The sequence below is a fragment of the Bacillus sp. FSL L8-0167 genome (assembly GCF_038630295.1).
Classification (GTDB): Bacteria; Bacillota; Bacilli; order Bacillales; family Bacillaceae; genus Bacillus; species Bacillus safensis.
Genome location: NZ_CP152027.1, coordinates 2,556,261 through 2,582,893, shown reverse-complemented (window position 1 = coordinate 2,582,893; position 26,633 = coordinate 2,556,261). Strand labels below are relative to the sequence as shown.

General features: G+C 42.5%; 27 protein-coding genes and 2 other annotated features. Of the genes, 23 read left to right on the top strand and 4 right to left on the bottom strand.

Going from position 1 to position 26,633, the window contains the following annotated elements; all coding sequences use genetic code 11:
* The first annotated feature begins 77 nt into the window (after positions 1-77).
* The 10 genes from MHB66_RS13345 (at position 78) to MHB66_RS13300 (ending at position 10,179) form a co-directional block, all read left to right on the top strand.
* The gene (locus tag MHB66_RS13345; RefSeq protein WP_046312033.1) at positions 78-1,100 is read left to right on the top strand and encodes a glyceraldehyde-3-phosphate dehydrogenase; all 1,023 of its coding nucleotides are present in this window, start codon (positions 78-80) and stop codon (positions 1,098-1,100) included.
* A 235-nt stretch (positions 1,101-1,335) separates the two neighbouring features.
* Positions 1,336-1,716: an adenosylmethionine decarboxylase gene (speD, locus tag MHB66_RS13340; RefSeq protein WP_003216492.1), complete on the top strand. Its 381-nt coding sequence runs from the start codon at positions 1,336-1,338 to the stop codon at positions 1,714-1,716.
* A 184-nt stretch (positions 1,717-1,900) separates the two neighbouring features.
* Positions 1,901-2,287 (top strand): hypothetical protein, encoded by a 387-nt coding sequence (locus tag MHB66_RS13335; protein WP_046312030.1) that lies wholly within the window; start codon positions 1,901-1,903, stop codon positions 2,285-2,287.
* Positions 2,288-2,291: 4 nt separating this feature from the next.
* Entirely contained in the window at positions 2,292-2,750 is a 459-nt protein-coding gene (nrdR, locus tag MHB66_RS13330; protein WP_003216720.1) for a transcriptional regulator NrdR, read from the top strand.
* Positions 2,751-2,851: 101 nt separating this feature from the next.
* Complete coding sequence (locus MHB66_RS13325; RefSeq protein ID WP_046312325.1) at positions 2,852-4,276, top strand: replication initiation and membrane attachment family protein; 1,425 nt, start codon at positions 2,852-2,854, stop codon at positions 4,274-4,276.
* 16 nt (positions 4,277-4,292) lie between these two features.
* Positions 4,293-5,222, top strand: coding sequence for a primosomal protein DnaI (gene dnaI / locus MHB66_RS13320; RefSeq protein WP_034279671.1), 930 nt, complete (start codon positions 4,293-4,295; stop codon positions 5,220-5,222).
* A 33-nt stretch (positions 5,223-5,255) separates the two neighbouring features.
* Complete coding sequence (locus MHB66_RS13315; protein WP_342490555.1) at positions 5,256-5,894, top strand: TVP38/TMEM64 family protein; 639 nt, start codon at positions 5,256-5,258, stop codon at positions 5,892-5,894.
* A 60-nt stretch (positions 5,895-5,954) separates the two neighbouring features.
* Positions 5,955-6,824: a putative sporulation protein YtxC gene (gene ytxC / locus MHB66_RS13310; protein ID WP_046312028.1), complete on the top strand. Its 870-nt coding sequence runs from the start codon at positions 5,955-5,957 to the stop codon at positions 6,822-6,824.
* A gap of 43 nt (positions 6,825-6,867) precedes the next feature.
* Positions 6,868-7,115, top strand: a binding site (T-box leader).
* Between the two features lie 45 nt (positions 7,116-7,160).
* Positions 7,161-9,101, top strand: a complete 1,941-nt coding sequence (thrS, locus tag MHB66_RS13305; protein ID WP_024426134.1) for a threonine--tRNA ligase — start codon at positions 7,161-7,163, stop codon at positions 9,099-9,101.
* Positions 9,102-9,258: 157 nt separating this feature from the next.
* A complete protein-coding gene (locus MHB66_RS13300) occupies positions 9,259-10,179 on the top strand; it encodes a methyl-accepting chemotaxis protein (protein WP_046312026.1) in 921 nt (306 codons plus the stop codon).
* 56 nt (positions 10,180-10,235) lie between these two features.
* On the opposite strand, the gene MHB66_RS13295 is transcribed toward MHB66_RS13300, so the two are convergent.
* Complete coding sequence (locus MHB66_RS13295) at positions 10,236-11,015, bottom strand: HAD family hydrolase (protein WP_034279681.1); 780 nt, start codon at positions 11,013-11,015, stop codon at positions 10,236-10,238.
* 176 nt (positions 11,016-11,191) lie between these two features.
* Between MHB66_RS13295 and MHB66_RS13290 the strand changes: the two genes are divergently transcribed.
* The 8 genes from MHB66_RS13290 (at position 11,192) to MHB66_RS13255 (ending at position 16,766) form a co-directional block, all read left to right on the top strand.
* Positions 11,192-12,949, top strand: coding sequence for a sensor histidine kinase (locus tag MHB66_RS13290; protein ID WP_034279684.1), 1,758 nt, complete (start codon positions 11,192-11,194; stop codon positions 12,947-12,949).
* Complete coding sequence (locus MHB66_RS13285; protein ID WP_034279687.1) at positions 12,946-13,683, top strand: LytTR family transcriptional regulator DNA-binding domain-containing protein; 738 nt, start codon at positions 12,946-12,948, stop codon at positions 13,681-13,683. Before MHB66_RS13290 ends, MHB66_RS13285 begins: the two co-directional genes overlap by 4 nt.
* 137 nt (positions 13,684-13,820) lie before the next feature.
* A complete protein-coding gene (gene lrgA / locus MHB66_RS13280) occupies positions 13,821-14,264 on the top strand; it encodes an antiholin-like murein hydrolase modulator LrgA (protein WP_024425718.1) in 444 nt (147 codons plus the stop codon).
* A 14-nt stretch (positions 14,265-14,278) separates the two neighbouring features.
* On the top strand, positions 14,279-14,974 hold the full coding sequence (lrgB, locus tag MHB66_RS13275) for an antiholin-like protein LrgB (RefSeq protein ID WP_024425719.1): 696 nt from the start codon (positions 14,279-14,281) through the stop codon (positions 14,972-14,974).
* Positions 14,975-15,102: 128 nt separating this feature from the next.
* Positions 15,103-15,234 (top strand) — a sequence feature (ribosomal protein L20 leader region).
* Positions 15,235-15,304: 70 nt separating this feature from the next.
* Positions 15,305-15,820 carry a translation initiation factor IF-3 gene (gene infC, locus MHB66_RS13270; protein WP_024425720.1) on the top strand — a complete coding sequence of 172 codons (516 nt, stop codon included), beginning with the start codon at positions 15,305-15,307 and terminating at the stop codon, positions 15,818-15,820.
* A gap of 24 nt (positions 15,821-15,844) precedes the next feature.
* A complete protein-coding gene (gene rpmI / locus MHB66_RS13265) occupies positions 15,845-16,045 on the top strand; it encodes a 50S ribosomal protein L35 (protein WP_003216324.1) in 201 nt (66 codons plus the stop codon).
* Positions 16,046-16,076: 31 nt separating this feature from the next.
* Positions 16,077-16,436: a 50S ribosomal protein L20 gene (gene rplT, locus MHB66_RS13260; RefSeq protein ID WP_046312022.1), complete on the top strand. Its 360-nt coding sequence runs from the start codon at positions 16,077-16,079 to the stop codon at positions 16,434-16,436.
* Between the two features lie 63 nt (positions 16,437-16,499).
* A complete protein-coding gene (locus MHB66_RS13255; protein ID WP_034279690.1) occupies positions 16,500-16,766 on the top strand; it encodes a DUF1294 domain-containing protein in 267 nt (88 codons plus the stop codon).
* A 17-nt stretch (positions 16,767-16,783) separates the two neighbouring features.
* Here the strand turns inward: MHB66_RS13255 and MHB66_RS13250 are convergent, their stop codons facing one another.
* Positions 16,784-17,188 carry a hypothetical protein gene (locus tag MHB66_RS13250; protein WP_024426127.1) on the bottom strand — a complete coding sequence of 135 codons (405 nt, stop codon included), beginning with the start codon at positions 17,186-17,188 and terminating at the stop codon, positions 16,784-16,786.
* A 179-nt stretch (positions 17,189-17,367) separates the two neighbouring features.
* On the opposite strand from MHB66_RS13250, the gene MHB66_RS13245 reads away from it, so the two are divergent.
* Together MHB66_RS13245 and cstA are read left to right on the top strand one after the other, a co-directional pair.
* Positions 17,368-18,456, top strand: coding sequence for a M42 family metallopeptidase (locus MHB66_RS13245; protein ID WP_024425723.1), 1,089 nt, complete (start codon positions 17,368-17,370; stop codon positions 18,454-18,456).
* A 345-nt stretch (positions 18,457-18,801) separates the two neighbouring features.
* The gene (gene cstA / locus MHB66_RS13240) at positions 18,802-20,598 is read left to right on the top strand and encodes a carbon starvation protein CstA (RefSeq protein WP_046312019.1); all 1,797 of its coding nucleotides are present in this window, start codon (positions 18,802-18,804) and stop codon (positions 20,596-20,598) included.
* 42 nt (positions 20,599-20,640) lie between these two features.
* Here cstA and sspI read toward each other — a convergent pair whose 3' ends face one another.
* A complete protein-coding gene (gene sspI, locus MHB66_RS13235; RefSeq protein WP_024425725.1) occupies positions 20,641-20,862 on the bottom strand; it encodes a small acid-soluble spore protein SspI in 222 nt (73 codons plus the stop codon).
* A 113-nt stretch (positions 20,863-20,975) separates the two neighbouring features.
* Here sspI and MHB66_RS13230 point away from each other — a divergent pair, with 113 nt between their 5' ends.
* From MHB66_RS13230 to pheT, 3 genes are all read left to right on the top strand, one after another.
* Positions 20,976-21,719, top strand: coding sequence for an RNA methyltransferase (locus MHB66_RS13230; RefSeq protein ID WP_046312017.1), 744 nt, complete (start codon positions 20,976-20,978; stop codon positions 21,717-21,719).
* Between the two features lie 376 nt (positions 21,720-22,095).
* Complete coding sequence (gene pheS / locus MHB66_RS13225) at positions 22,096-23,130, top strand: phenylalanine--tRNA ligase subunit alpha (RefSeq protein WP_034279699.1); 1,035 nt, start codon at positions 22,096-22,098, stop codon at positions 23,128-23,130.
* 15 nt (positions 23,131-23,145) lie between these two features.
* Positions 23,146-25,560: a phenylalanine--tRNA ligase subunit beta gene (gene pheT, locus MHB66_RS13220; protein WP_046312014.1), complete on the top strand. Its 2,415-nt coding sequence runs from the start codon at positions 23,146-23,148 to the stop codon at positions 25,558-25,560.
* A 38-nt stretch (positions 25,561-25,598) separates the two neighbouring features.
* Here the strand turns inward: pheT and rnhC are convergent, their stop codons facing one another.
* Entirely contained in the window at positions 25,599-26,522 is a 924-nt protein-coding gene (rnhC, locus tag MHB66_RS13215; protein ID WP_034279708.1) for a ribonuclease HIII, read from the bottom strand.
* Positions 26,523-26,633 lie beyond the last annotated feature (111 nt).

Genomic DNA, 26,633 nt, shown 5'->3' with positions numbered 1-26,633 from the left:
ATTACATTCTAATGTGATATACTAATTTCATAAATAAATTTATTGAGTATAACACATAATAGAGGAGTGACCTGTTCATGAAGGTAAAAGCAGCGATCAATGGGTTTGGCAGAATTGGACGCATGGTCTTCAGAAAAGCAATGCTTGATGATCAAATTCAAATTGTAGCGGTGAACGCAAGCTATCCTGCCGAAACGCTAGCACATTTAATTAAATATGATACAAATCATGGACGTTACGAATGTGATGTGACAGCAGAAGATGACGCCTTGATTGTGAATGGCAAAAGAGTTCTTTTGCTTAATAATAGAGACCCGAAGCAGCTTCCATGGGGAGAGCTTGGGATTGATATCGTCATTGAAGCAACAGGTAAATTTAATTCAAAAGAACAAGCGATGGGCCATATAGATGCCGGAGCGAAAAAAGTCGTTCTAACAGCTCCAGGTAAAAATGAAGACATTACGATTGTGATGGGTGTCAATGAGGATGATCTTGATCCTGAAAAGCACGTCATTATTTCAAACGCATCTTGTACAACAAACTGTTTAGCACCAGTTGTGAAATTGTTAGATGATGAATTTGGCATCGACAATGGTTTAATGACAACGGTTCATGCTTATACAAATGATCAAAAAAATATCGATAACCCGCATAAGGATCTGCGCCGGGCAAGAGCATGTGCTCAGTCCATTATTCCAACTACGACGGGTGCCGCTAAAGCGCTTTCTTTAGTGCTTCCGCACATGAAAGGGAAATTACATGGACTTGCACTCCGCGTACCAGTTTCCAATGTGTCGATGGTTGATCTTGTCGTTGACTTGAAAAAAGATGTCACAGCAGAAGAAGTCAATGCAGCCTTCTCGAATGCATCTAAAACATCTCTTGCCGGTATTTTAGATTACACAGATGAGCCGCTTGTCTCTACGGACTTTAACACAAACCCTTATTCAGCAGTCGTTGATGGACTGACAACGATGGTAATGGAAGGGAGAAAAGTGAAAGTTCTTGCATGGTATGACAATGAATGGGGTTATTCATGCCGAGTGGTTGACCTTGTAAAGTTTGTCGGCGCACAGATGAAAGAGCTGTCTGCTGTTTGAAATGAAGAAGACGATCGTCCCTTTTCAAGAAATGAGAGAAAATCCCACTAAAAACACAGCTTGCAAAATGGGTCTAAACAAAGTATACTATTTTTCGTGAACTTCTTGTTCGCAGACTCATTCGGGTATACTTAAAGGGTTAGGACCTCTTAGGACTAACTTTCCCCCGTGGTATATGTCCGGTCCGGCTGCTTAGAACTTCACTCTTTCATTCTTGTTTAAAGGGGGGTCCATGATGGAAACAATCGGACGTCACGTTATCTCCGAGCTATGGGGATGCGACTGTGATAAACTGAACGACATGGATTTTATTGAAAAAACGTTTGTAAATGCAGCTTTGAAATCAGGAGCTGAGGTAAGAGAGGTTGCTTTTCACAAATTTGCACCTCAAGGAGTAAGTGGAGTTGTCATTATTTCTGAATCTCATCTGACAATTCACAGCTTTCCTGAACATGGTTATGCGAGCATAGATGTTTATACTTGCGGTGACCTAGATCCGAATATTGCAGCAGATCATATCGGAGATGAATTAGGTGCTGAAACAAGAGAAAACATCGAAATTCCTCGAGGCATGGGACCTGTACAAGTAAAACAGGCACAAGCCAAAGCACTGTAAACATAAAAAAGATTGCAATGGGAGCTGGCCAAAAGCATTGAATGCCTTTGTGTTATGCTCCTTTTTATATTTTTTTTGATAAAAAATCCAACATTCCCCAGCTTGTCTATACTTTTGTTCTAGGAAAACAAAGGTTTTTTTTATAAAATAAAGAAAGAGGCATTATGGCAAAGGGGATACGTGTATGACTTTAAGACAAAAGTTTAAACGGTTCATGTCAAACCATACAGAAACATCTGACGAGCATCTAGTGTCAGAACTGAAAAGCCATTACTACCAATCGACGAATGCACAAGTTTTTCAAGCGGTGGAAACCATTCTTTCCCAAAGCGATTCCTATCAAGTGACATCTGTTTCAGCAGAACGAGGTGAAATCAGCGCAAACATACGATTGCCGAAAAAAGCCTTTCTCGTGGCGACTGTTATTTCAATTCGTCCTTTTGAAACAGCTGTCGATTTTAATGTAACAACAGAAACGGCCCTGCCAACAGATTTCGGCTATAGTCAAAAGACCGTTCTGTCGCTTTATGATGAACTAGACAAACAACTTCCAAGAATAGATCGGAGCTGATAAAATGAAATGTCCCACATGTCAGCACCTTGGCACAAGGGTGCTTGATTCAAGACCAGTAGATGAAGGGAAATCCATCCGTCGTAGAAGAGAGTGCGAAAGCTGCCAATATCGCTTTACGACGTTTGAAAAATTAGAAGAATTACCGCTGATTGTGGTGAAAAAAGAAGGGATTCGAGAAGAATTCAGCCGCGAAAAAATGCTGAGAGGACTCATCAAAGCGTGTGAAAAGCGTCCTGTCGCTTTAAAGCAGCTGGAGGATGTCTGCTTTAATATTGAAAAAGAACTGCGCAATCAAGGCATGTCAGAAGTGAAAAGCGAGCTTGTAGGTGAAATGGTCATGGACGAGCTGGCGAAAATTGATGAAGTGTCTTACGTCAGGTTTGCCTCGGTTTACCGGCAGTTTAAAGACATTAATGTCTTTATTGATGAATTAAAAGACCTATTAAAGAAAGAACGCTAAAAAGAGCTGGAGATTCTTCATGCTCTTTTTCCTGCGTAAAGCGTAAAACGCAAAAAGAGTGTACAATGGAAACAATCGCAATTCATGGGGAGGATCAGCATATGACAGAGCATTGGAAGGAAGTGCTAGCCGTCGATCCGTATGTCGTCAAAAGCGCTTCATTGCTCGGTGACATCGATAGACAGCTCATCACTCTTTTATATCAGCCGCTTATTGGCATGTCCGCTTTCAGCTTATACATGACGCTGTGGGGAGAGCTGGAACAAAATCGTATGTGGGGGAAACCTGCACCTCATCGGCAGCTCATGGTCATGCTGCAAACGAATTTAAATGATATTTTTGAGGAACGTTTAAAGCTTGAAGCGATCGGCTTACTCCGCACATATGAACAGGAAACGGAAGAAGGCAGACTGTTTACATATGAGCTTGTACCGCCGCTAAGACCAGATGAGTTTTTCCAAGATGGTATGCTGAATGTCCTGCTGTACCATCGTGTAGAAAAAGCAAAATATATGCAGCTTCGCGATTATTTCTCTTATCCGGGTGTTCCTGCAGAAGCAAAGAATATTTCACGGTCATTTGAAGAAGTGTTTCACGTATTGCAGCCAGGCGAGCGCAAGATGACAGAAGAAATTCATCAGGCGTCATCGCTTGATCAAGGCTATGAATATGTGACCGTTGGATCGAGTCAGCCGGCACCGCTCTCGGACAAATCCTTTGATTTCGATCTATTATTAGCGGGTATGTCTGACATGATGATTCCAAGAAAGGCTTTGACAAAGCAGGTAAAAGAAACAATTAAGAAGTTAGCTGTTGTATACGGCATCACCCCGCTTCAAATGCAAAATATTGTAGCAGGTGCATGCGGTTCGGATCAAATGATCTCAACAGAAGAGCTGAGAAAAGCAGCAAGAGACTGGTACCAAATTGAATACAGAGGCGAACAGCCAAAGCTGATTGATCAAAAACAGCCAAGACACTTGCGCCAAGATGCTTCAAAGACGCAGGCGGCAGATACTCCAGATGCAAAATTGATTGAAAAGCTAGATCATATTTCGCCTAGGGAGCTGCTAAAAGACATGGCAGATGGCATTGAGCCAACATATGCCGACTTAAGAATTGTCGAAGATATCATGATCGAGCAGCAGCTAGAGCCAGGTGTCATGAATGTTCTCATCTACTATACATTACTCAAAACAGATATGAAGCTGTCGAAAGCATATATGCAAAAAATCGCCGCTCATTGGGTGAGAAAGAAAATCAAAACCGTTGCTGCGGCCATGAAAATTGCCAAAGAAGAGAACAGACAAATGACAGAGTGGGCGCAGCAGAAAAAGCAGCGCAGCCCATATGGTTCAGGAAAAGTCGTCCGGGAAGAGAAACTGCCTGACTGGATGAAAGAAACCGAAACAAAAGAACAGCCGGCAAAAGAGCAAACGGACAATCTGTCTACAGAAGACCTTGAACGAGAAAAAGAAAAACTGTTAGATCAGTTTAAAAATATGAAAAAGTACAATGCACATTAAGGTGAGGTGAGATGGGATGAAACCGATCGGTCGTTCATTTGAACAGCTAAAAGGACGAGTAGATTTTCGCGTGAGATACAATCAGATTAAAGAAAGTGTGTTGTCTGATGAAGATGTGAAGGCATTTTTACAGAAGCATCAAGAAGAGATACATGAAGACATGATCAATCGCAGCTTGAACCGGCTCTTTGAATATGTGCAGCAGTCGAAGGGCTGCTCTTACTGCTTAGATGACGAAAACGTCAATGCCATTTTAGATGGGTATCACCCGAAGCTTGTGATCAAAGGTCAGAGTATTGATATTGAATATTCCCCTTGCCTGGTCAAGCTGCGGCTCGATAGACAGAAAAAACAGCAAGAGCTGATGAAAAGCATGTATATTCCGCAAAATGTCCTTCAAGCGACGTTCGCTGATCTGAACGTTGTGGGAAGACAAGAGGTCATTCAAAAAGTAGGTCAATTCCTCCAAAGCTATGATGAGACTGGAAAAGGAAAAGGCTTGTATTTACACGGAAAGTTTGGAGTAGGAAAAACGTATATACTAGCAGCTATTGCGCAGCAGCTAGCGGAAAAAGAATACCCATCTCTCCTTGTTTACGTTCCTGAATTTGTAAGAGAGTTAAAAAATTCATTAGCTGATCATACGCTAGAAGAAAAGCTGAATATGGTTAAATCCACTCCTATTTTAATGCTTGATGATATTGGGGCAGAATCGATGACAAGCTGGGTGCGGGATGAACTGCTCGGTACGATCTTACAATACCGTATGGCAGAGCAGCTGCCGACATTTTTCTCTTCTAATTTCTCACCAAATGAGCTAAAGCATCACTTTACGTACTCACAGCGGGGGGAAAAAGAAGAGGTCAAAGCCGCTCGTTTAATGGAACGGATTCTCTATTTAGCAGAGCCTGTCTTGCTCGAAGGAGAAAACCGCCGTCATTTATAAAAGCGTATGTCACCTGAAGGAGGAGCAAATGAAATGAACAAAAGAAAATGGCTGCTTTTTCTTGTGATTGGCATTCTTGCTGCTGCGCTGTGGTGGCTGAATAAACAGCATCTTCAGCTGGCGCTGAAAGATGTGAAGAATTGGGTGCTTCAATTTGGAATGCTGGCTCCCTTTGTTTTTCTTTTCTTATCTCTTTTCCGCCCGTTTGTTCTCGTCCCGATTACGGTCTTTTCGCTTGCGGCAGGTTTGGCATTCGGCAGTGTCCTTGGGACGATTTATGCCCTCATTGGAGCGACAGCCGGGGCAACAGGCTCCTTCATGATTGCTTCAACCTTTCGAGCAAAAAAGAAGGAAACGGAATCAAACAGCCGGAAGCTGAAAGCGGTGACGTCCCGTATTCAGGAGCATGGATTTCTTTATATTTTGTTATTGCGTATTGCACCGATTCATTTTGATTTTGTCAGCTATGCGGCAGCTGCTTCACGTGCAAATTATCGTGCATTTGTGACAGCCACCTTTTTAGGCTTAATACCGGGTACAATTGCGTTAAATGTTCTCGGCTCAAGCTTTGTCAGCGGCAATTATGCCGCCTTAGCGGTTGTTTGTTTGATTTATTTGATCTTTATCTCTGTTCCACTCATTTTAAAAAGAAAGATGCCTGATTTATTTTAGGCGTCTATTTTTTATGTTCCCCCCATATATATGTAACAGATGTCGTTAGGGGGGACAAACATGCTTGAAATAATCTTTGAAGATGAATATGATACCGCCGCTTTTTTACATCTTGCTGAACACTTAGACAGTCGGCATCACATGTCAATTCAACAAGGGAAAGACCGGCTTCTCATAGAGGCGAAGGAATCCGAAGAAGCACTTGAGCACATTGTGCGGCCATTATTGGTTCACTTTTTTTTGGAATGCAAAGAAAATGAGCGCATGCGCAGCATCCTTGAAAACACCTATTTGTTTAAAGATCCCGAAGAGCAGCACCAAATTCTTTCCATCGCTCACAGTATCATGAACGGGGACTTAGATGATATTCCCGGCATTCAGCAAGACCCGTCAAGAGAAGCCCTTTTAAAAAAGGAGCTTGAAGCGATTTCTTTACAGCAAGGTGTTTTTTCAATTGGTTCATTTATGACATTTAGGCTGTCAGAGTATGACCGAAGGCTGAAGAACTATGTTGAAGTGTCCATTGAAGAATACAAAATGGAGCAAGAGTATCAAAACTTCATTCAATCGCTTCGAGACTATGTGATGGCAAGAGAGCCTAGGCTCGAAAAAGTACATGTTGTGCATCAGGACCGCCTGGTGATTTGGGAATTTCGCTACGCTTCTGAGCGTGATCAAAAACAATACATAGACAGACAGTTTGTAAGAGAGCATCCAATGTATATTGATTCGCAGCTGATTGCACCGCTTGTCTCCATTGCACCGCAAAAAATTGACCTGTTTACAAATGATACAGGTCACTCGATGGTGCAAACCATTCAAAATATTTTTCAAGAAAGGGTCGAGGTGTTCCCGTCTCATTCATTCCAAGAGCAGAATGTTCAATTTGTACATGACCATTTCGAAAAGAAAAGTGAAAAGCTTTCTTGATTTTCACGAAAAAACGTTTTATAATACGGTGTAACTTCATACAGAGACCGTATTGATAAGGACATGAACAAATGAACACCCGCTTAAAGAGAGGGAAGCCGCGGCTGAAAGCTTCCTAGCAGAGGACCATTTGCTTTACCACCTTTGAACATCAGCTGTGAACATTTTAGTAATGGCTGACGGGAATTCCCGTTATCGAAACACAAGCCGTATTTGCTTATGAAAAAGCAAGCTGCAAGTACGGGAAAAAGGGTGGAACCACGATTCCGTTTATTCAACCTCGTCCCTTTCCAGGGGGCGGGGTTTTTATATTGCCAAAAAAAGGAGTGACCAGAGATGTCAGAACAAATTCAACTAACATTTCCAGATGGAGCAGTCAAGGAGTTTGACAAAACAGCTACAACAGAAGACATCGCGGCATCAATTAGCCCGGGCCTAAAGAAAAAAGCACTTGCCGGTAAATTGAACGGTAAAGAAATAGATCTGCGTACGCCGCTATTAGAAAGTGGGACAATCGAGATCATCACAGATAAAAGTGAAGAAGCACTCGACATTATGCGCCACAGCACAGCACATTTGCTAGCGCAGGCGATCAAACGCCTTTATGGAAAAGAGCATCACGTTCAGTTTGGCGTAGGTCCTGTCATCGAAAATGGCTTCTACTACGATGTGGACATCGATGTTGCCATCACACCTGAAGACTTACCAAAGATTGAAAAAGAAATGAAGAAAATCATTAACAGCAATCTGCCAATTGAGCGAATTGAAGTATCAAGAGAAGAAGCGAAAAAGCGCTTTGAAGCGATTGGTGATGAATTAAAGCTTGAACTGTTAGAGGCGATTCCAGAAGGCGAAGCTGTGACGATTTATGAGCAGGGGGAATTCTTTGACCTCTGCCGCGGGATTCATTTGCCGTCTACAGGAAAAATCAAAGAGTTTAAACTGTTAAGCCTTGCCGGTGCATACTGGAGAGGCGACAGTAACAACCAAATGCTTCAGCGTATTTACGGAACAGCTTTCTTCAGCAAAGAAGATTTAAATGAGCACTTACGTCTGCTGGAAGAAGCGAAAGAACGCGATCACCGTAAACTTGGAAAAGAGCTGAAACTGTTTGCGAATTCCCAAAAGGTTGGTCAAGGACTTCCGCTTTGGCTGCCAAAAGGCGCTACAATCCGCCGCGTCATTGAGCGTTACATTGTCGATAAAGAAGTGCGTCTTGGCTATGAACATGTGTACACACCAGTTCTTGCAAGTGTTGAATTGTATAAAACATCAGGACACTGGGCGCATTATCAAGAAGACATGTTCCCAGTAATGGAAATGGACAACGAAGATCTTGTTCTTCGTCCGATGAACTGTCCGCACCATATGATGATTTACAAAAACGAGCCGCACAGCTATCGCGAATTGCCAATTCGTATTGCAGAGCTTGGTACAATGCACCGCTATGAAATGTCAGGTGCCTTATCCGGCCTTCAGCGTGTTCGCGGTATGACATTAAACGATGCACACATCTTTGTTCGTCCAGATCAAATCAAAGACGAGTTCATCCGTACAGTTCGTTTAATTGAAGAAGTGTATCAAGACTTTGGCTTGAATGACTACACATTCCGCTTATCTTATCGTGATCCGGAAGATACTGAGAAGTATTTCGATGACGATGCGATGTGGAATAAAGCACAATCGATGCTGAAGGATGCAATGGACGAGCTTGGTCACGACTACTATGAAGCAGAAGGCGAAGCGGCATTTTATGGGCCGAAGCTTGATGTACAAGTAAAGACAGCTCTTGGAAAAGAAGAGACATTATCCACTGTACAGCTTGATTTCTTACTTCCAGAACGCTTTGATCTCACATATATCGGAGAAGATGGAAAGCACCATCGTCCAGTCGTGATTCATAGAGGCGTTGTTTCTACAATGGAACGTTTCGTTGCCTTCTTAATTGAAGAATACAAAGGAGCCCTTCCTACATGGCTGGCACCTGTACAATTCCAAGTCATCCCAGTTTCACCGTCTGTTCATTTAGACTATGCGAAAAAAGTACAAGAACGTTTGCAGCTTGAAGGCCTTCGTGTAGAGCTTGACAGCCGCGATGAAAAAATTGGGTACAAAATTAGAGAAGCGCAAATGCAAAAGATTCCGTACATGCTTGTCGTCGGAGATCAAGAAGCAGAAAATGGCGCTGTCAATGTAAGAAAGTACGGGGAACAAGATTCAGAAACAATGGATCTTGAAGCCTTTGTGAAACATGCAGTAGCAGAAGCAAAGAAATAATAAGCACAGCCAGTGATTCTCTTTAGGTCACTGGCTTTTTTCTTTTTGGAAAACACCTTCACTAGTGATCCAATTCCTAAAAAGAGACGTTTAGATAGTACAAAAGTAAGGGTAAGTATGTACTATTGGTTCGAGACAAATTGGGGGAATGAAAGCGATGATGCAAACAACAAACAATTTATCGTCACATGTATTGGAGCAATCAGCTGTTCTTCGCGCATTAGAGCACTCGCTGGCAATGATTGAATTTAATGTGACAGGTCAAGTTCTATGGGTGAACGATATTTTTGCAAAAGCCATGGGATATTCTAAAGAAGAGATGATCGGTCTTCAACATAGACAGTTCTGTCCTCCGCATATTACAGAACACACAAGCTATCACATGTTTTGGAAGCGTTTGAGAGAAGGTCAAGTTTTTCAAGAAAAAGTGCAGCGGATCACGAAAAACGGCAGCAGCTTATGGCTTGAAGCGACATATTCACCTGTTCGAGATGAAGAAGGGACTGTAGTAGGTGTTGTGAAAGTGGCGACAGATATTACGGAGAGAGAACATACAATGAAGCAAGTCGTAGAAGACTTAAAGGAGATGTCTGCAAAATTAATGGAACGAGCAGAAGTTGGCATTCAGCATAGTCAAAGTGTCAATGCCTCCTTTGATCATATAGCAAACGAAACCGATCAAAATATGAGCTTGCTAAAAGGATTAACCGAGCAGGTAGAGTCCATCAGCTCCATTGCTGCAAGCATTAACAGCATTTCTTCACAAACCCAGCTGCTCGCCTTAAATGCGGCAATAGAAGCGGCACATGCGGGTTCCTATGGAAATGGCTTTAGTGTAGTGGCAGCAGAAATTCGAAAGCTAGCGACAAATTCAAAAGAAGCGATCGTCAAGGTAGATCAATACGTGAAGGCGATTCATGCAGAAGTAGAGAAAGTCAGCAGCGGAACAAGCCGGGCAAAGACAACCGTGTTTACTAACCGGGATCTTGTAAAGCAGGCAAGTGAGGAATTCATCATTGTAGGAGAAGCAGCACGCGGCTTAGACCGGCAAGCGCAAAGTCTAGCGGCAATCATATAGCTCTAAGACTACAAAAACACCCAATCTCGTCGTCAGGAGAAGGGTGTTTTTTTGTTCTATTTTAATATATCAAACAATTCATGTAAGTCTTTGATTTCATAATCAGGCGTCACATCTGTTTCGTTTTTCTTGCCATGGCGATTGATCCAAACGGTTTGGATGCCAGCGCGAGATGCGCCGAGAATATCTGTTTTCGGATTATCTCCAACCATGATCACTTCGTCTTTTGTTAAGTTTAACAGCTGAAGGCAGTGCTCAAAGATACCCGGATCAGGCTTGCCTTTCCCGTAGTCTCCTGAAATCACAATTTCGTTAAAATAAGGGGCAAGCTCAGGAACACCTGCCAGTTTTTCCTTTTGAAGGCTAGGATCTCCGTTTGTTAAAAGGAGCAATTCGTAGCTGCCTTTCAGGCGGTTTAAAACAGGGTATGTTTCTTCATAGACATATGGGCGTTTTCTGCGCTCTGCTGCAAAGAAATCAGCCAAATATTGTCCAAATGCCTCATCGTCAATTCCCGCTGCCCTTAAGCCATTGGTCCAAGCGTTTTTGCGATACTCAGGTGCAAGGGCGTTCAGCTTTTGAAAGCCTTCGCTAATCGGTTCACTAAAATTCGACCACAGTCCTTCGAAAGGATTAATGCCGATCATGACAGTATAATCATATGTTTCATAGGAAGAGTACAGCTTTCTTGCTTCTTCACGTACAATCTGTTCAAACGATTCTGGATCAAGTCCATATTTCTTTTCCGCTTCCCGGCAAGTTTCCTGAAAAGTTGTGTGAATGCTTTTTTCATCCCAAAGCAAAGTATCATCTAAATCGAAAAATACGGCTTTCATGATCTTCTCCCTTGTTATGTATGTGTTACCTTCAATTGCAAGTGACAGGCTCATGTTCATTTTACAATAGAAGAAGAGGGCAATAAAGAAAAGATTTGAGAGATATTTGATCATTGACCGCACATGATAGAATAGAAAGACAGTAGATATGACATACATCATTTGAGGTGGCCGGTTTGCTTCATTTAATTATCATGATGATCGAGCGTGTGGGGATCATCGTTATTTTAGGATTTGTGCTTGCCCATGTGAAGGGCTTTCGCAATCTATTGCTACATAATCAAGGGTTTCGGAAAAAGGCAATTCTTGTCTTCATTTTTGCTTCTTTTAGTATTATCAGCAATTACACAGGAATTGAAATTCAGCAGCAAATTGTCATGAATCATGAGTTTTCTTATCACCTTGGCTCGTCAAGCTCTATCGCCAATACGAGAATTATGGGGATCGAAATGGGAGGTTTAATCGGGGGGCCGTTTGTAGGGATTGGCGCAGGGCTTTTAGCTGGAATTCATCGCTATTCCTTAGGAGGAAGCACCGCGCTCAGCTGTGCGATTTCTTCCATTTTAGCGGGTGTCATTGCAGGCTATGTCGGCAGCAGGTTTAAGCGGAGGAATCGAATGGTGACACCTCGCCAAGCAGCTCTTTTTGGGGTGGCGATGGAATCATTACAGATGATCATTATCCTTCTGTTTGCAAAGCCATTTGCGGATGCATGGGGGCTTGTCAGTATCATCGCCCTGCCGATGATCTTTGTGAATGGAATCGGCAGCTTTATCTTTTTATCTATTTTACAGTCAGTCATTCGGCAAGAAGAGCAGGCAAAAGCGATGCAGACACATCGTGTATTTTCGATCGCCGATCAAACACTGCCTTTTTTCCGCCAAGGGTTAAATGAACAGTCATGTAAAAGTGTGGCGGAGATCATTCATCGGTTGACTGAAACAGATGCGGTCTCCTTAACAGACACAGAAAAGATTTTAGCGCATGTCGGAGATGGAACAGATCATCATATTCCATCTAAAAGCCTGATTACAGGGCTGTCGAAACAGGTCTTGATGAGCGGCAAGATTATGAAGGCACATTCGAAGGGCGAAATCAATTGTTCAGTCGCCCATTGCCCTCTTGAAGCGGCCATCGTGCTGCCGCTCACTTCTAACGGTCAAACGATTGGAACGTTAAAAATGTATTTCAATTCTCCGGTCGGATTAAGCAGGGTGGAAGAGGAGCTTGCAGAAGGTTTGGCGATGCTGTTTTCCACACAGCTTGAGCTGGGGGAGGCGGAAACTCAAAGCCGCCTCTTAAAAGATGCAGAGATCAAAGCACTTCAAGCACAAGTGAACCCGCACTTTTTATTTAACGCTATTAATACCATCTCTGTTTTATGCAGAACCAATGTGGAGATGGCAAGGAAGCTGCTGCTTCAGCTAAGTATTTATTTCCGTTCAAATATGCAAGGCGCCCGCCAGCTGCTGATTCCAATGCAGAAGGAGATTCAGCATGTGGAGGCATATTTATCACTCGAACAAGCAAGGTTTCCAAATAGATACCATGTGACCTTTCAAATCGAAAAGGAGCTGGAGCAGGTGATGATTCCGCCCTTTGTGCTTCAGGTGCTTGTTGAAAACGCAGTGAGACATGCTTTTCCTAAACATCAAAAGAATTGTGAAGTCATCGTATCTGCTTTGATGAAAGATGGGCATGTTTATATGAAAGTGACAGATAATGGACAAGGGATCGATGATGACAAGATGGCTCAGCTATTAAAAGCGCCTGTCGAATCACTAGAAGGAACAGGGACAGCCCTTTTTAATTTAGATCAGCGGTTAAGAGGGATTTTTGGCAGACAAGCCGCTTTATCCATTCATAGTGACAAAGGCACTGACATCTCATTTCGCATTCCGATGGACTATGTAAAAAAGGATGATTCTCGTTGATGAAAGTATTAATCGTAGATGATGAAGTGTTAGCAAGAGATGAATTAAAATACTTATTACGAAGAACGAAAGAGGATGTTCAAATAGAGGAAGCAGAAAATATAGAATCTGCTTTTGACCGGATGGTCGATCATAAGCCGGATCTGCTCTTTTTAGACATTGATTTATCTGGTGAGAACGGATTTGATATTGCCAAAAGGCTCAACCGGATGTCTGATCCGCCAGCGGTTGTATTTGCGACTGCCTTTGATCAATATGCGCTGAAGGCGTTTGAGGTAAGTGCCCTTGATTACTTAACAAAACCATTTGATGAAGAGCGGCTGCTCCAGACGATTCAAAAGTTTAAAAAGTGGAAATCTGTTGAGACGCAAGAGCGCCAGCTGTCAGATGAGAAAGCGCCCCGCCAGCAAAAATTAGCCATCTCAGTCGATGACTCAATTGTGATCCTGCAAGTTGAAGAGATCATGTATGTTGGACTCAGCGAGGGGAAAAAGGTCGTGAAAACAAAGGATCACATGTATGAGGTCACAGAACCGCTTGTGGTCATTGAAAAGAAACTTCCTGAGGCTTACTTTATGAGGGTTCATCGCAGCTATATCGTGAATACCTCTCATATGAAAGAAGTACAGCCGTGGTTTAATTCGACGTATAATCTGCATATGACAGACGGGTCGATCATTCCTGTCAGCCGCACATATGCCAAAGAATTAAAGAAGTCACTCCTGCTAGAGTAGGAGGGCTTTTTTTGTTTGTATTTCAATACTCGTTTTTTGCATTTCAGTCATTGAATCCAGCGAGTTTTATTGTAAACGCTTCATTCGTTTATTTCATGCCTTATACTGAGGGCAGTCGAAGAAAGAGGTGAAGCGGCATGAGTGCCACGAAAGTATATGGATTTCTATCTCAAGCATTTATTTTTGCAACCGTAATGTTTGTTTCTAATCTCATTTCAATGTATTTACCGATTCCGATGCCCGCATCCGTCATTGGTTTGGTTCTATTATTTGTTTTGTTAACAACGAAAATCGTTAAACTGGAGCAGGTGGAGCAATTAGGTACATCATTGACAGGACTCATTAGCTTTCTATTTGTTCCCTCTGGAATCTCAGTCATTCAATCACTAGGTGTCATGCAAGAAGTAGGTGTGCAAGTAGTCGGCGTCATTATCATTGCAACCATTATGCTACTTGCAGCGACAGGGCTGTTTTCGCAGCTTCTCATGCAATTATCAGAAAGACCGCAGAAACGTAAAGAGACAAAGGAGAGTAAATCTGCTCCTTCTCATTCAAATAAACCAGCTTCAAGTACGCATTAAAGGAGAGATGCAAAATGGGTACAAGTACAATGAGTCCTTACTTTGGCATTGTCGTCTCATTGGTCGCCTTTGGAATAGGGACATTCTTATTTAAAAAATCAAAAGGTTTCTTCTTGTTCACTCCGCTGTTTGTGGCGATGGTACTGGGCATTTTATTTTTGAAAGTTGGCGGTTTTTCCTACGCAGATTATAATGAGGGCGGCAAGATTATCAAATTTTTCTTAGAGCCTGCCACGATTGCTTTCGCTATCCCGCTTTATAAGCAGAGAGCCTTGCTTAAAAAATATTGGTGGCAAATTTTATCCGCTATTTTTGTCGGTTCACTTTGTTCCATTACGATCGTATATCTCGTAGCGAAAGGGATTCATTTAGATGCGGCTGTGATGAAAAGCATGCTTCCACAAGCAGCGACAACAGCGATTGCTCTTCCGATTGCAAAGGATATTGGCGGAATCGCAGATATCACAGCCTTTGCAGTCATATTTAACGCAGTCATTGTCTATGCACTAGGTGCCTTCTTCTTAAAATTATTTCGCATTAAAAACCCAGTGGCAAAAGGTCTTGCACTTGGTACATCAGGACATGCGCTTGGGGTTTCTGTTGGAATTGAGATGGGAGAAGTAGAAGCAGCGATGGCAAGTATCGCCGTTGTGGTCGTAGGAGTTGTGACCGTTATCGTCATCCCAATCTTTATGCAGTTGATTCTTTGATGGCGTCATTGTGTGAAAAAGTCTTGCCCAATTCGTCTCATCATGTTAAACTGAAAAAGTTGTTTCAAGAGTTCGGTTACTTGACGGACGAATGAAAATTGTGTAGAATAATTAACGAATTGAATAGATATCACAAGCAGAAGCACCCGCTTCTCACCTGATTGACACATGTTTGTAGTTGACAGGTTGACCGTACATTTATTTTTTCATGCAAATGTTCGCAGTGTGGGTGTTTTATATGCCCACACTTTTTGTTTGCCTGTAAAACATACAACGAAATGGTCAAATGAATTGTGAACTCAATTCAAAATCTCATGGAGGTGGCTCACTATTAGCAAAGATCAATTAGTTAATGAAGGTATTCGTGCGCGTGAAGTTCGTTTGATCGGACAAAATGGCGATCAGCTTGGGATTAAAACCCGCCAGGAAGCTCTGGAAATTGCTGCTAAAGCCAATCTTGACCTTGTGTTAGTTGCTGCAAATGCAAAACCACCTGTTTGCCGAATCATGGACTATGGTAAGTTCCGATTCGAACAGCAGAAGAAGGAAAAAGAGGCACGTAAGAATCAAAAAATCATTAGCTTAAAAGAAGTTCGGTTGAGCCCGACAATCGATGAACATGATTTTAACACGAAGCTCCGTAATGCAATCAAATTCCTTGAAAAGGGAGATAAAGTGAAAGCTTCTATCCGCTTTAAAGGCCGTGCGATTACGCATAAAGAAATCGGACAGCGCGTGTTAGACCGTTTCTCTGAAGCCTGCGCTGAAGTAGCAACAGTAGAAACAAAACCTAAGATGGACGGACGCAGCATGTTCCTCATGCTTGCACCAAAAGTCGAAAAGTAAAGTAACAGAGGGAGGAAACATCCAATGCCAAAAATGAAAACTCACCGCGGATCTGCTAAACGTTTCAAAAAAACAGGTTCTGGTAAACTTAAACGTTCTCATGCGTACACAAGTCACTTGTTCGCTAACAAATCTACAAAGCAAAAACGTAAATTGCGTAAGAGTGCAATCGTAAGTGCTGGAGATTTCAAACGTATCAAACAACAACTTGCAAACATTAAGTAATTTGGAATAGGAATCATAGGAGGGAATTACAATGCCAAGAGTAAAAGGCGGAACTGTGTCGCGTCAGCGTCGTAAAAAGGTTCTTAAATTAGCAAAAGGTTATTTCGGTTCAAAACATAGATTATACAAAGTAGCAAACCAACAGGTGATGAAATCTGGAAACTACGCTTTCCGTGACCGTCGTCAGAAAAAACGTGACTTCCGTAAACTATGGATCACTCGTATCAACGCTGCAGCTCGTATGAACGGTCTTTCTTACAGCCGTTTAATGCATGGCTTAAAGCTTTCTGGTATCGAAGTAAACCGCAAAATGCTTGCTGACCTTGCTGTGAATGACATAAATGCATTCAATCAGCTTGCTGATGCTGCAAAAGCACAACTAGACAAGTAAGTTCTATAAAAGATCATTCCTTCGAGGGGTGATCTTTTTTTCTCATCATGTGAGGTGAAATGAATGAATATGGCTTTGATCCTGCTGCTTATTTTGGTGAATGGCTATGGCTTTTTTCTCATGGGTGAAGACAAACGCCGCGCCAAAGCACATAAATGGAGAATTTCAGAGGCGCATTTATGGAGTGCTGCGGTTCTTTTTGGCGCTGCCGGGTCGTATCTAGGAATGCAGTATTTCCGGCATAAAACAAAGCATCCTGCCTTTCAAATCGGCATGCCTTTATTAATTATTTTGCAGTTGATCCTATTGGGATATATCCAAGTTATTTGAAAAAGGAGCAGACGCCATTAGGACGGCGTGTCTGCTCCTTTTTTTTGTTTGATTTTTTTTATGGGCTGATCCCAATCAATTTTTGTTTGAGGATAACGCTCGATAATGTTTTCCTCCAGTTTTTCAAAGTCTTCTAATGTAAATTCACTCAGCTTCTCAGGTGACTCCGTCCAAACGTAAATGGAGTGGACAAACAGAGGATGATCCTTAGAAGGAACATGCTTCTCCCCTTCAAACAAGACACCTTTATAGACGAAATTAAAATTTTTGCGCGCATTTTGCTGTTCGTCCATAAAATAAAAGCCTTCTTTTAATTGTGCTTGTTTCAGCTTTCTTCTCGGATTTGAGAAGAATTTTACCGCCATGTAGAAGATGTAGACAAGCAGTGCAACAAGAGCTAGTCTCATGAGGATTACAAACATGACAGGATGCACCTCCAATACCGTTATCTGATGTACTACGAATGAAAACGCCAAAAGGTTTCAACTTTTTTTAAAAAAATATTTCGTAAAACGAAAAAATATTCATAAAAAGATCGTATTGAACGAAAGAGGTTTTGTATAATAAGAATGCACCATGAAGATAAAGGAGGATAAATGGAATGACAAAGCTCGATCAAACATTAACTATGCTGAAAGACCTAACGGATGCAAAAGGGATTCCAGGAAATGAACGTGATGTCAAAAAAGTCATGCAGACATACATAGAATCATATGCAGATGAAGTCTCTACAGACCGCCTTGGCAGCTTGATCGCTAAAAAGGAAGGAAACGCTAACGGACCTAAAATTATGCTCGCTGGTCACTTAGATGAAGTAGGATTCATGGTGACAAAAATTGATGACAAAGGCTACATTCGTTTTCAAACAGTCGGCGGCTGGTGGTCACAGGTCATGCTCGCCCAGCGTGTCACCATTGTGACGAAAAAGGGAGAGATCACAGGGGTAATTGGTTCAAAGCCACCACACGTTTTGTCACCTGAAGCTCGTAAAAAGTCAATTGAGATTACGGATATGTTTATTGATATTGGGGCGTCAAGCAAAGAACAGGCAATGGAGTGGGGCGTGCTGCCTGGAGATCAAATCGTTCCTTACTTTGAGTTTACAGTCATGAATGATGAAAAAATGCTCCTTGCAAAAGCATGGGACAACCGCATTGGCTGTGCAGTCGCCATTGATGTCATGAAAAATTTGCACAATGCTCAGCATGAGAATATTGCTTACAGCGTCGCAACTGTCCAAGAGGAAGTAGGCCTGCGCGGAGCTAAAACAGCAGCGGCTACGATTCAGCCCGATATTGGATTTGCCATTGATGTAGGTGTAGCAGGAGATACACCGGGCATCACTGAGAAAGAAGCAACTAGCAAACTTGGCAAAGGCCCAACGATTGTTGTATTTGATGCTTCAATGGTCTCTCATAAAGGGCTTCGTGATTTTGTTGTCCAAACAGCTGATGAACTGAACATTCCTTATCAATATGACTCAATGCCTGGCGGCGGGACAGATGCTGGCGGTATTCATTTAACAGGCCATGGTGTTCCATCACTATCTATCGGAATTCCGAGCAGATATATTCATACCCATGCCGCAATGATTCACCGAGATGATTATGAAAATGCAGTGAAGCTTTTAACAGAAGTGATCAAAAGACTTGATCAAAAAACCGTTGAACAGATTACGTACGGTTCTTAAGTAAGAAAGCCTTTCCTCAGTACAGGGGAAAGGCTTTTTTATTGAATTTCCCAGGAAATGAACGGTGTGTTCAAAGTGAGTCAAAAGAACTATTTTCAGTAAAAGAGGAGAATGTTTCCTAGTGAATAAGGCACATGTGATCGAGCGTTTATTTTTGTAAGATGAAAGCAATAAAAAGGACAGAGCCATAGAATGCCCTGTCAAAAGAGAGTTTATGGAAGTAGGTGAAGCTACCTTAAGAATAAACATATTATTCTTATTTGTCAACTTGGTTTTAAAAGAAAGAAAAATCAATCAATTTATGTTATATTTGTAACAAATTGTTTATACAAAGGGGATGGTTAAATGAATGCGGTTACAATTGTCATAGGATCTATGTGTATTTTAGCGATTGCCTATCGTCTTTATGGCACATTTATGATGGTCAAGGTATTAAAGGTCACAGATGATCATCCTACACCGGCTCACACACTAGAGGACGGGAAAGATTATGTGCCGACAAATAAATGGGTCACATTTGGGCATCACTTTGCTGCCATTGCAGCTGCTGGTCCGTTAGTGGGTCCGATTTTAGCCGCTCAATTTGGGTATTTACCTGGTCTCCTTTGGCTTTTAATTGGAGCAGTCATAGGCGGAGCTGTACATGATCTAGTCGTCTTATTTGCATCGATGCGAAAAAAGGGGAAATCATTATCAGAGGTAGCGAAGGAAGAGCTGGGACCTGTTGCCGGGTTTTGTACAGGGCTTGCGATGCTGTTTATTATTACAATCACAATGGCAGGTTTGTCTATGGTTGTGCTTCATGCTTTAGAACGTAACCCTTGGGGGACATTTGCAGTTGGAATCACGATTCCGATTGCGATGGGGGTTGGTCTGTATTATAAAAAAACAGGCAATTTAAAGCTGGCGACATCTGCGGGATTTATTTTGCTGATGTTTGGGGTATTCCTTGGTCCAAATATTCAAGGAACGGCACTAGGTGATTTTTTAACACTTGATACAAAAACGCTTGCTCTTGCCCTGCCGATCTATGCCTTTTTTGCTGCGGCTCTGCCAGTTTGGCTGCTGCTTGCACCGAGGGACTATTTAAGTAGTTTTATGAAAATTGGTGTATTCATTGCGCTGATTGCTGGTATCTTTGTCGTGAATCCGTCCATTCAATTCCCCGCGTTTACAGAGTTTGTGAATGGAGGAGGACCTGTATTAGCTGGTCCTGTCTGGCCATTTATTTCGATTACCATTGCTTGCGGTGCCATTTCTGGTTTCCACGCATTTGTTGGGTCAGGGACAACACCTAAGATGCTGGACCGATGGAGTGATATGAAGCCTGTTGCGTTTGGCGCAATGCTTGTGGAATGCTTAGTTGGGATTATGGCTTTAATTGCGGCTACTGCTCTGCATCCAGGAGATTATTTTGCGATAAACAGTACACCAGAAGTGTTCCGCACACTCGGTATGAGTGTCGAAAACCTTCCGCAGCTGAGTAAGGAAATCGGCCTTGACTTAGAAGGAAGAACGGGTGGTGCCGTAACATTAGCGGTAGGGATGGCGTATATCTTTACGGGGATTCCGTTCTTTAGTCATTTGGCTTCTTACTTCTTCCAGTTCGTCATTATGTTTGAGGCTGTCTTTATTTTAACTGCTATTGATGCGGGGACACGTGTGGCACGCTATTTGATTCAAGACTTCTTAGGTGAAGCATATAAACCGCTTAAACGAACTGACTGGATACCTGGTTCGGTGTTTGCAAGTGCGCTTGCTTGTTTTATGTGGGGATATTTACTTTACTCAGGGGACATCGGGTCTATTTGGGCGCTGTTTGGGGTTTCAAATCAGTTAATGGCCTCGGTTGGGTTGATCATCGGGGCAACCGTTGTATTAAAAATTGCAGATAAAAGACGATATATGCTGACTTGTTTAATTCCGCTTGCTTACTTATATGTGACGGTGAATTATGCAGGCTATTGGATGGTAGCAAATGTATATCTCAATCCTGAAGCATCCGGTTACAGCGTGCTGAATGCGGTGCTGTCGATCATCATGCTGATCTTAGGTTTTGTGATTATTGTGTTTGCGATAAAAAAATGGGTCGAAATCTGGCGTGATCCAGCCCTTCGAATGGAAACGCCTATCACTGGCTAAAGGAAAAAGGCCGGCTTGCTTATATAAGCAAACCGGCTTCTTTTATTGCTGCTGCTGAGGCTTTAAGCCTTGCTCTAATGTTTCAAGGATCTCATTTTTCTCGTTTTCTGATGCTTCTTGCCATAGCACTTCGAACAACACGCCAAGGCCTGGCAGCATTTTTTCCTCGCCGCTTTGAATAGCATCTAAAATCGTATGTTCAAGCTGTTCTTGATTATGGCCAGTAATGTTTTGAATGACTGCGCCTCTTAAATTAAAATCCATTGCCCACACTCCTTTTTTGATGGTAATAGCCCTATTCTGTCTCAAAGACAGGTTTATTATGTAGTGAGCATGAGATATAATAAATTCATGATAATTAAAGGAGTTAACGTCGCTTGAAATATATAGAATCAGCTAAAAACACAAACATTAAACAGTGGAAAAAGCTCCATACGAAAAAAGAACGAACGAAAACGGGGCTGTTTCTCGTTGAGGGAATACATTTAGTCGAAGAAGCATTAAAGAGCGGGATCGTGAAGGAATTAATGGTCACCTCGCCCGATATGCTTCCTTCTCATATCCAGCCTGACATTGAGCTTTATGAACTGAGCGAAGAGGCCTTTTCTGCCATGACAGAAACGGAAACGCCTCAGCACATTGCCGCAGTCTGTACAGTTCCTGTTTTTGAAGAAAAGAAGGTTGAACGAATTCTTCTATTAGACGCAGTGCAGGACCCGGGGAATTTAGGCACACTCATTCGAACAGCAGATGCCGCTGGTCTTGATGCTGTGATCTTAGGAGAAGGAACAGTTGATGCGTTTAACGGAAAAACGCTCCGTTCGGCACAAGGGTCTCATTTTCACCTGCCTATCTTAAAGCAAACCCTTCAACAGGCGATCACCGAACTGAAAGAACGAGGCATACCTGTATACGGGAGTGCCTTAAAAGATGCGAAAGAGTATAGAAGCGTAACGGCAGAAGGTCCGTTTGCATTAATTGTTGGAAATGAGGGAGCAGGTATTGATCCAGCGATTCTGCAAATGACAGATCAAAATTTATATGTGCCAATGTATGGGCAGGCAGAATCATTAAATGTCGCTGTTGCAGCAGCTGTTCTTGTCTATCATTTGCGCGGATAGTGTTGCATCAAGTGCTCATTTTCACTATAATGAAAGTAATATTTTAAAAACCATGATAGAGGAAGATTGTTTCAAGAAGCGGCCTTTTAGGGAGAATGCATCGTAGACTGAAAGTGCATTTAAGGAATGCTGAAACAGGAATTCACCTCTGGAGTTGTCACCGGGACCGCAGGCTTTGCGTAAAGGTGAACCGGATTCGTTTGATTCCGTTATGTCAATGAAGCTTATTCGCACATGCATTTGTGCTTAACAAGGGTGGTACCGCGACCACAACTCGTCCCTTCTTTTATGGAGGAACGAGTTTTTTTATTGTCTTCAAACGATCAAACAGCCGTTTATCCGAGCGGTTTTGTATATCAAAAGGAGGATTACACTCATGCAAGAAACGTTAAAACAGCTTGAAACAGAGGCGATAGCGAAGGTTGAAGCAGCTAGCTCGCTCAAAGAGGTCAATGACATTCGTGTTCAATACTTAGGGAAAAAAGGACCGATTACAGAAGTACTTCGCGGAATGGGCAAGCTCTCCGCAGAAGAAAGACCGAAAATGGGTGCACTCGCAAACGAAGTAAGAGAGCAGATTGCTGGTGCCATTGCTGAAAAAAATGAACAGCTGGAAAAAGAAGAAGTGAAGAAAAAACTTGCTTCTCAAACGATCGATGTTACTTTACCGGCAAGTCCAATCAAAATGGGAGCAAGACATCCATTAACGATAGTTGTCGAAGATATTGAAGATTTATTTATTGGCATGGGCTATACCGTTGAGGAAGGTCCTGAGGTGGAAACGGATTATTATAACTTTGAAGCACTGAATCTCCCAAAGGAGCATCCGGCACGTGATATGCAGGACAGCTTCTATATTACCGAAGATACACTGATGAGAACACAAACATCACCAGTACAAGCACGTACACTTGAGAAATATAAAGGACAAGGTCCTGTGAAGATCATCTGTCCTGGGAAAGTATATAGACGTGACAGTGATGACGCGACTCATTCACATCAATTTATGCAAATTGAAGGGCTTGTCGTCGATCACAATATTAGCATGAGTGATTTAAAAGGAACACTGGAGACAGTCGCAAGAAAAATGTTTGGTGAAGATCGTGAAATTAGACTGCGTCCAAGCTTTTTCCCATTCACAGAACCATCTGTCGAAGTCGATGTGTCTTGCTTTAAATGCGGCGGGAAGGGCTGCTCTGTATGTAAAGGAACAGGCTGGATTGAGATTTTAGGTGCAGGAATGGTTCATCCGAATGTCCTGAAAATGAGCGGGTTTGATCCAGAAACTTACCAAGGCTTTGCTTTTGGAATGGGTGTGGAACGGATTGCGATGCTGAAATACGGCATTGATGATATTCGCCATTTCTACACAAATGACATTAGATTCACAAAGCAATTCAAGCAGGACTAAGAGGAGGAAATCAACATGTTTGTTTCATATAAATGGTTAGAAGACTATGTCGATTTAGAAGGCATCAAGCCGGCTGAATTAGCAGAAAAAATCACAAGAAGCGGAATTGAAGTGGAAGCCGTTGAATATAAAGGCGAAGGCATCAAAGGAGTTGTCGTTGGATACGTCATTGAACGTGAACAGCATCCGAATGCAGATAAATTAAACAAATGTCTTGTTGATATCGGCGAAGACGCACCAGTGCAAATTATTTGCGGGGCTCCGAATGTGGAGAAAGGACAGTATGTGGCCGTCGCAACGGTGGGCGCAGTCCTTCCTGGCAACTTTAAAATTAAAAAAGCAAAACTGCGCGGTGAAGAGTCTCATGGCATGATTTGTTCTCTGCAAGAATTAGGTGTAGAAAGCAAGCTTGTACCAAAGGAATATGCAGAAGGCATCTTTGTTTTCCCGAACGACGTGAAACCAGGAGATGATGCCCTTCAAGCTCTTCAATTAGATGATGCGGTACTTGAGCTTGGCTTAACACCAAACCGTGCCGATGCCCTGAATATGCTGGGTGTGGCTTATGAAGTTGCCGCCATTTTAGGAAGAGACATCAAGCTTCCTGATACAGCACATGACACTTCTTCCGAAAAAGCAGCAGACTATATTTCTGTTAAAGTTGAGGATCAAGAAGCGAATCCACTTTATGCTGCGAAGATCATTAAAAATGTAAAGGTTGGACCAGCACCGCTTTGGATGCAAACAAGGTTGATGAATGCAGGCATCCGTCCAATTAACAACGTTGTGGATATTACAAACTTTGTACTGCTTGAATACGGCCAGCCGCTTCATGCCTTTGATTATGACCGCTTTGGTTCAAAGCAGGTGGTCGTTCGTAAAGCGTCTGACAGCGAAATCATTCAAACACTGGATGAGCAAGAGCGTACATTATCATCAAAGCATCTTGTCATCACGAATGGAACGAAAGCGCACGCGGTAGCAGGCGTCATGGGCGGCTTTGAATCAGAGGTGCGTGATGAGACGACGACGATTCTTTTAGAAGCGGCATATTTCAACGGTCAAACAGTCCGTCAAACATCTAGAGACTTAGGACTTCGCAGTGAATCAAGCACACGATTTGAAAAAGGACTCGATCCGCAGCGTACGAAGCCGGCAGCAGAAAGAGCAGCTCAATTGATCAGCATGTATGCAGGCGGCGAAGTGCTAAGCGGTACAGTTGAGGAAAACCACCTTGAAGCAAGTATGAATGTCATCCACGTATCAACTGAGCGTGTGAACAAGGTGCTTGGAATGAACATTTCAAAAGAAGATATGATTCAGATTTTCAACAAATTAGGCTTTACAGTGGGCGAATCAAATGATGTTCTTGTCGTAACAGTTCCTTCCCGCAGAATGGATATTACGATTGAAGAAGACCTCATTGAAGAAGTGGCAAGATTATACGGCTACGATAATATTCCATCTACACTGCCTGCAACAGCTGGCACCGTTGGCGGTCTCACGCCATACCAAGTGAAGCGCAGAAAGGTAAGACGTTTCTTAGAGGGGGCAGGACTTTCTCAAGCGATTACGTATTCATTGACGAATCAGCATAAGTCCACAGCTTTTGCACTGCATCCAGCCTATGAAACGAGACTTTCTCTGCCAATGAGTGAGGAACGCAGTGTGTTGAGACAAAGTCTTCTGCCAAACTTACTTGATTCTGTTGCATATAACTTGGCAAGACAAGCTGATTCATTTGGATTTTATGAAACGGGCTCTGTTTTCTTAGCAGAAGCTGAAGGGGCAAAACCAGTGGAAAAAGAACATGTCGCTGGTGCGCTGACAGGCTTATGGCATAAAAATCTTTGGCAGGGCGAGAAAAAAGCCGTCGATTTTTATGTAGCGAAAGGAATTGCTGAAGGATTGTTCGAAAAGCTTGGTGTGTCAGGCCAAATCACTTATGTTCAAGCAGAGCGTGAGGGTCTTCACCCAGGGCGAACTGCAGATGTTCACTTAAATGGTCAAGTCATTGGCTTTGTTGCCGCACTGCATCCAGTCGTTGAAAAGGAATTGGATTTAAAAGAAACGTATGTCTTCGAGTTTGATTTAACAGATGTGATGACATCTGAAACGAAGGATATGAAATATACGGCGATTCCGAGATTCCCTGCTGTGACAAGAGATATTGCACTTGTTGTTGATCAGCATATCTCAAGCGGACAGCTGGAGCGTGTGATCTATGAAGCAGGCGGTCAATTACTCACAGACCTATCTGTATTTGATGTATACGAAGGGGAACATATGGAAGAAGGCAAAAAATCTGTTGCATTCTCTCTTCAATATTTAAATCCTGAACAAACGTTGACCGAGGAAGAAGTTACAGCTGTTCATACAAAAGTTTTGAAAGCACTAGAAGATACGTATCAAGCCGTCTTACGCGGTTAAAGGAAAAAAAGCTAGGGCCTCATGGGCTCTAGCTTTTTTTATAGCATTTTTTTCGCTTTTTGTGTGTTGGCAAAATGCAGCTTTGTAAATTGACGTAAAGCATCTTCACCGTGCAGCTTGATGAGCTTGGCGGCGGCCTTGTCTACATGAGGACCGGCTCCTTTTGGGATGTCAAAGCCTGCAGCCTGTGATAATTTGTCCATTTCAATTAAAAAGGCGTACCTTGCGATAATGGAAGCTGCAGCGACTGACAAATGGATGCCTTCTGCTTTTGTACTAAAATATGTCCGCTCCCGGATGATTTTTTTCCCGGCAAGATGTTTGAAATAAATCCCTGGTTCTGCAAATTGGTCAATCAAAATGGCTTCAGGCTGCTGTCCGTCCAGTTTTTCTAGCACAGAGGTGATGACTTGGTTATGAAGCAGTGCCTTCATTTTTCCTTGACTCATGCCCTTTTCCTGCATCGTATTGTACTTTTCATTTCGGAGAACGAGAAGGCTGAACGGAATGGTTTTGATGAGATCCTTGGCAATGTTGATAATTTGCGGGTCCTTTAGCCCTTTTGAGTCTTTTACGCCAAGCTCTTTCATTAAAGCAAGCTGGCTGGCATCAACATAGGCCGCACAGACTGTGATCGGTCCGAAATAATCACCTGTACCTACTTCATCTGAACCGATGACCGACATGGAAGCAATGCCGGGCGGCGGACTGTATTTTGTAACAGCAGGTGATTTTTGACTTTTCGTATCAGCTGCTTGCAAGTGGCTGAATTGACTGGCTTCAGCTTCTGCCTTTTGTCCTTGAAACAATACTTTTCCAGATCGATAGGCTGTAATCGTACAGCCAGGGACTTTTGCTTGAAAGAGGGCGCCTGGCGGCAAATTGTCTGTTAAATGGTGCGCATACGCGCTCTTCATCTTTTTGAGGTCTTCTGATGTTGCTTTTAAAACGGATTGGGGCACAGTGGATAACTCCTTTTTACCTTGATATCATTGATTTCTAAAGTGTACCATAACAGGGAAGGGCTCGTCTTTCCATTCAATGTCTAAACATGTTATGATAGAGACTAGGAT